Source organism: Megasphaera sp. DJF_B143 (assembly GCF_900320625.1).
Classification (GTDB): Bacteria; Bacillota; Negativicutes; order Veillonellales; family Megasphaeraceae; genus Megasphaera; species Megasphaera hexanoica.
Genome location: NZ_ONTA01000030.1, coordinates 1 through 4,578, shown reverse-complemented (window position 1 = coordinate 4,578; position 4,578 = coordinate 1). Strand labels below are relative to the sequence as shown.

The following is a 4,578-nucleotide window of genomic DNA, read 5'->3' as shown; positions in this document are numbered from 1 at the left end:
CTGGGCCTTGCAGCGTCCCATCGGTTTCTGACAGCCGTGCGCATCCAGAAGGCGCTGCACATTCCCATTCTCCTTTCCGGTGGCGTCGTGTTTGCCGGTGATGCCAACGAAGCTGCTATTGAAAAACGGATGCTGCTGTCTCTGGAAGTAGAGGAGAAGGACATCATCAGTGATGAAAAAAGCCGCAACACGGCAGAAAACGCCCGGTTCGCCAGAGAGCTATGTGATGCTCATGGCTGGCATCATCCTATCGTCGTGACCAGTGGCTTCCATATGGCGCGGGCCATCGGATTTTTCACCCGTGAAGGCATGAATGTTACCCCTTATCCCTGTGATTACCGCACGACAGATACATACCGCCTATCGTTATTTTCCTTTATTCCCCAGTCCATCGTTCTTTTCGACTCATGTCTGGCCATCAAAGAATATGCTGGGATGATGGCAGCAAAAGCAGGCTTGCAGTAGCAGGTCTGTTTTTTTACCGTAAAAGTGGGACATAAAACGACCATGGCATTGCATTATTGTTCCCAATGTGGCATAATGACATTGTAAGAACAAAGAAGTTACAAACATCCATTAGCGATGTGCCTATAGTTTAAAAAAGGAGTGTATTCTCATGATTAATGTTGGCATTAACGGGTTTGGCCGTATCGGACGTCTGGTTTTTCGTGCTTCCATGAAGCGGGATGACATCAATATTGTAGCAATTAATGATCTCTGTGATGTAGATTACATGGCATATCTTTTGAAATACGATACCATGCATGGCCGCTTTCATGGCAAAGTAGAAGCGGATGTAGAAAAGAATGAACTCATTGTCAATGGCAAGCATATCCGCGTTACCCAGGAAAAAGACCCGGCTAATCTGAAATGGGACGAAGTCGGTGCCGAATATGTCGTCGAATCGACGGGACGGTTCCTGACTCCGGAACTGGCAGAAAAGCATTTACAGGCCGGCGCCAAATACGTCGTCCTTTCAGCTCCTTCCAAAAAAGGCAAAGATGGCAAACAGGCAGATATGTTCGTCTGTGGTGTCAATACGGATCAGTACGCCGGCCAGAAAATCGTTTCCAATGCTTCCTGCACGACGAACTGCCTGGCACCGCTGGCCAAAGTCATCAATGATGCCTACGGCATCGAATCGGGCCTGATGACGACTGTTCATTCCGTCACAGCTACACAGGAACCGGTCGATGGACCGTCTGCCAAAGACTGGCGCGGCGGCCGTGCTGCAACAGGGAATATCATCCCTTCCACGACGGGTGCTGCCAAAGCTGTTGGCAAGGTCATTCCCGAACTGGATGGCAAACTGACCGGCATGTCCATGCGTGTACCGACTCTGGACGTTTCTGTCGTAGACCTTACGGTCAACCTGAAGAAACCGGCAACGTATGACGAAATCTGCGCTACCGTTAAGAAAGCAGCAGAAGGCGAACTCAAAGGTATCCTCGGTTATACCGATGAACCGCTTGTATCGTCGGACTTCCTCGGCTGCCCGCTCACTTCCATTTTTGATGCTCAGGCCGGCATTGCCCTGACAGACAAATTTGTCAAACTCGTTTCCTGGTACGATAACGAAATTGGTTATTCTAATAAAGTACTGGATCTGATTCAGATCATGAATGCCTATAACAGCAAACACTGAGACAATCATACCGGATAGATGCCTGCCACGGCTGGAAAGGCAGCGAAGTACATATTATAATGAGGGCAGGGATTCATTCCCTGCCCTTTTTAATTTATAGTAAGGAGATATTCTGTATGACACAAAAACACACAGTAATGCTGATCATCATGGACGGGTTCGGATGCCGTGATGAAAAAAAAGATAACGCCGTGGCCATGGCTGATTTAAAGGTGCTGCCGCGCTTGTGGCATGACTATCCCCATTCTCACCTGGAAGCGTCTGGCGAAGCCGTAGGACTTCCGGCAGGCCAGATTGGAAATTCCGAAGTGGGACATCTCAATATCGGAGCCGGCCGGGTCGTCTATCAGGCACTGACGAAAATTACAAACGATATTAAAACGGGTGCTTTCTTCAAAAAAGAAGCACTGGTGGGAGCCATGGAAAATGCCCGGGATCGTCATTCAGCTCTTCACCTCATGGGCCTCGTGTCGCCCGGAGGCGTACATAGCAGTGAAAAACACCTCTTCGGCCTGCTGGAAATGGCCCGCCAATACGGTCTGAAAAAGGTTTTTATCCATGCTTTCCTGGATGGCCGCGATGTCCTTCCCCGCAGTGCCGGCCCGTTTCTCCAGGAACTGGAAGACGAATGCCACCGTCTTGGTACGGGAACCATCGCGACAATCAGCGGCCGTTATTATGCTATGGACCGGGATAAACGGTGGGACCGCATTGAAAAAGCGTACAGGGCCATTGCCTTCGGCGAAGGTGTCGAAGCAGCCGATGTCCGGTCCTGCCTGCGCGATTCTTATGCAGCGGATGTTTCCGATGAATTCGTCGTGCCGTCCGTCCTCTGCCATCAGCCCGTTGCCGATGGAGACAGTGTCATATTCTTTAATTTCCGTCCCGACCGGGCACGGCAGCTGACAGAAGCCTTTGTAGCTCCTGATTTCAAGGGGTTTGACCGGCCAGAAAAACGGGATATCTACTTTACGACTATGACCCGTTATGAAGACGGCCTGCCTGTTCACATTGCCTACGATAAGGAAACCATCGTCAATACACTGGGCGAAGTGCTGGCCAAAGCAGGGAAGAAACAGTTGCGCATCGCTGAAACGGAAAAATATGCTCATGTGACCTATTTCTTCAACGGAGGCAATGAAACGCCGAATGCCGGTGAAGACCGGATCCTCGTTCCATCTCCTAAAGTTGCTACGTATGATCTGAAGCCAGAAATGAGTGCCCCTGTCGTGACGGATAAGGTCATCGAACAAATCCAGTCGGGGACATATGACATGATCATGCTGAACTTTGCCAATGCCGATATGGTAGGACATACGGGTGTCATTCCGGCGGCCATCAAAGCCGTTGAAACAGTCGATACCTGTGTCGGCCGTATTGTAGAAGTACTGCAGCAGGCTGGTGGCGAAGTACTGATCATTGCCGATCATGGCAATGCCGAACAGATGGCAGATCCTGTGACCGGTTCGCCCTATACGGCACATACGACAAATGAAGTTCCCTGCATTTTAGTCAGCCGCTGCCATCAGCATGATGTTCTGAATGATGGCAAACTGGCCGACGTCGCGCCGACGCTGCTCCATCTTGCCGGACTGCCGGTGCCACCGGAAATGACTGGTAACAATCTGCTTCATTCATAAAATAGCTCATAAAACATAAAATAGTATATACAAAATGGATAAAATAATATTCTAAATACGAAAAACTTACTTATATAGTGCCTATATAGTGCACTGCTTCCTCCTTACACAACCATAACAGGAAAAAATAATTTACAAATTATGGATTGTAGTATACACTATAGCTGTAGAACTTAAAAGAGGTGTAGTCTGTCCGAGTATCCGACGGTCAGGCATAGCTACCTGGATTATGTGTAAGGAGGAAGCATAATGACAGTAAAAATAGGTATCAGTGGCTTTGGCAGAATTGGCCGGTGCACACTCCGCACGTCCCTGCTGCAGCCGGAAATCGAAATCGCGGCTATCAATAACCGTTCCGTTGGCCCTATCATGGCGGATTTATTAAAATTCGATACCGTGCATGGTACGTGGAACCACGATGTATCATACGATGAAGGAACGAGTGAACTGATTATTGACGGGCGCCGCATTCCCGTGACCAATCATACGGATCCGGCTGATATTCCCTGGAAAAAACTGGGTGTAGATGTAGTAGTCGAATCGACAGGTAAATTCAAAGACCGCGAATCGGCATCCAAACATCTGGCAGGCGGTGCCAAACGCGTCATCATTACGGCGCCGGGCAAAAATCCTGATACGACCATCGTCATGGGTGTCAATGAAGAAACGTACGATCCGGAAAAACACCGTATTATTTCGAACGGTTCGTGTACGACGAACTGCCTGGCTCCTGTAGCCAAAGTGCTGTCCCGCGAATTCGGTATCGTCCGTGGTATGATGACGACGGTTCATGCCTATACGAACGATCAGCTTCTCGTCGATGGCGTACATAAAGATATGCGCCGTGCCCGCTGCGCTACCCAGTCTATTATTCCGACTTCTACCGGTGCAGCCAAGGCCGTTGCCCTGGTCCTGCCTGAATTGAAAGGCAAGTTTACCGGTATGGCTCTGCGCGTCCCGACACCGAACGTTTCGATGACCGACCTCGTAGCTATCCTGCAGAAAAAAGTAACCGTAGAAGAAGTGAACGGTGCCCTGAAAAAATGGGCGGAAGGCCCGCTGAAAGGCATACTGGCCTATTCAGAAGACGCTACCGTTTCTTCCGATTATATCAGCGATTCCCATAGCTCCATTGTCGATTCGCTAGATACACAGATTGTCGAAGGCGACATGATTAAAGTTGTTGCCTGGTATGATAATGAATGGGGATATTCTCTCCGCGTCAATGACCTGGCGGCCTATATGGCAACGAAAGGTATTTAAAGACTATCATGACAGGCAGCAAAAGGGAGG

Annotated in this window: 4 protein-coding genes; all 4 read left to right on the top strand. The window is 49.4% G+C overall.

Annotation, left to right across the window (positions count from 1 at the left end):
- Positions 1-465, top strand: a 465-nt coding sequence (locus DBO31_RS00740; RefSeq protein WP_200817422.1) for a YdcF family protein, incomplete at its 5' end; no start/stop codon positions are given.
- A gap of 151 nt (positions 466-616) precedes the next feature.
- On the top strand, positions 617-1,645 hold the full coding sequence (gene gap, locus DBO31_RS00735) for a type I glyceraldehyde-3-phosphate dehydrogenase (protein WP_059075584.1): 1,029 nt from the start codon (positions 617-619) through the stop codon (positions 1,643-1,645).
- Positions 1,646-1,761: 116 nt separating this feature from the next.
- Positions 1,762-3,285: a 2,3-bisphosphoglycerate-independent phosphoglycerate mutase gene (gene gpmI, locus DBO31_RS00730; RefSeq protein ID WP_150824204.1), complete on the top strand. Its 1,524-nt coding sequence runs from the start codon at positions 1,762-1,764 to the stop codon at positions 3,283-3,285.
- Positions 3,286-3,534: 249 nt separating this feature from the next.
- A complete protein-coding gene (gap, locus tag DBO31_RS00725; RefSeq protein ID WP_150824203.1) occupies positions 3,535-4,548 on the top strand; it encodes a type I glyceraldehyde-3-phosphate dehydrogenase in 1,014 nt (337 codons plus the stop codon).
- Positions 4,549-4,578: the final 30 nt, after the last annotated feature.

Coding starts and splice junctions, on each gene's coding strand:
- gap (WP_150824203.1), top strand. CDS start 3,535: ATGACAGTAAAAATAGGTATCAGTGGCTTTGGCAGAATTGGCCGGTGC.
- gap (WP_059075584.1), top strand. CDS start 617: ATGATTAATGTTGGCATTAACGGGTTTGGCCGTATCGGACGTCTGGTT.
- gpmI (WP_150824204.1), top strand. CDS start 1,762: ATGACACAAAAACACACAGTAATGCTGATCATCATGGACGGGTTCGGA.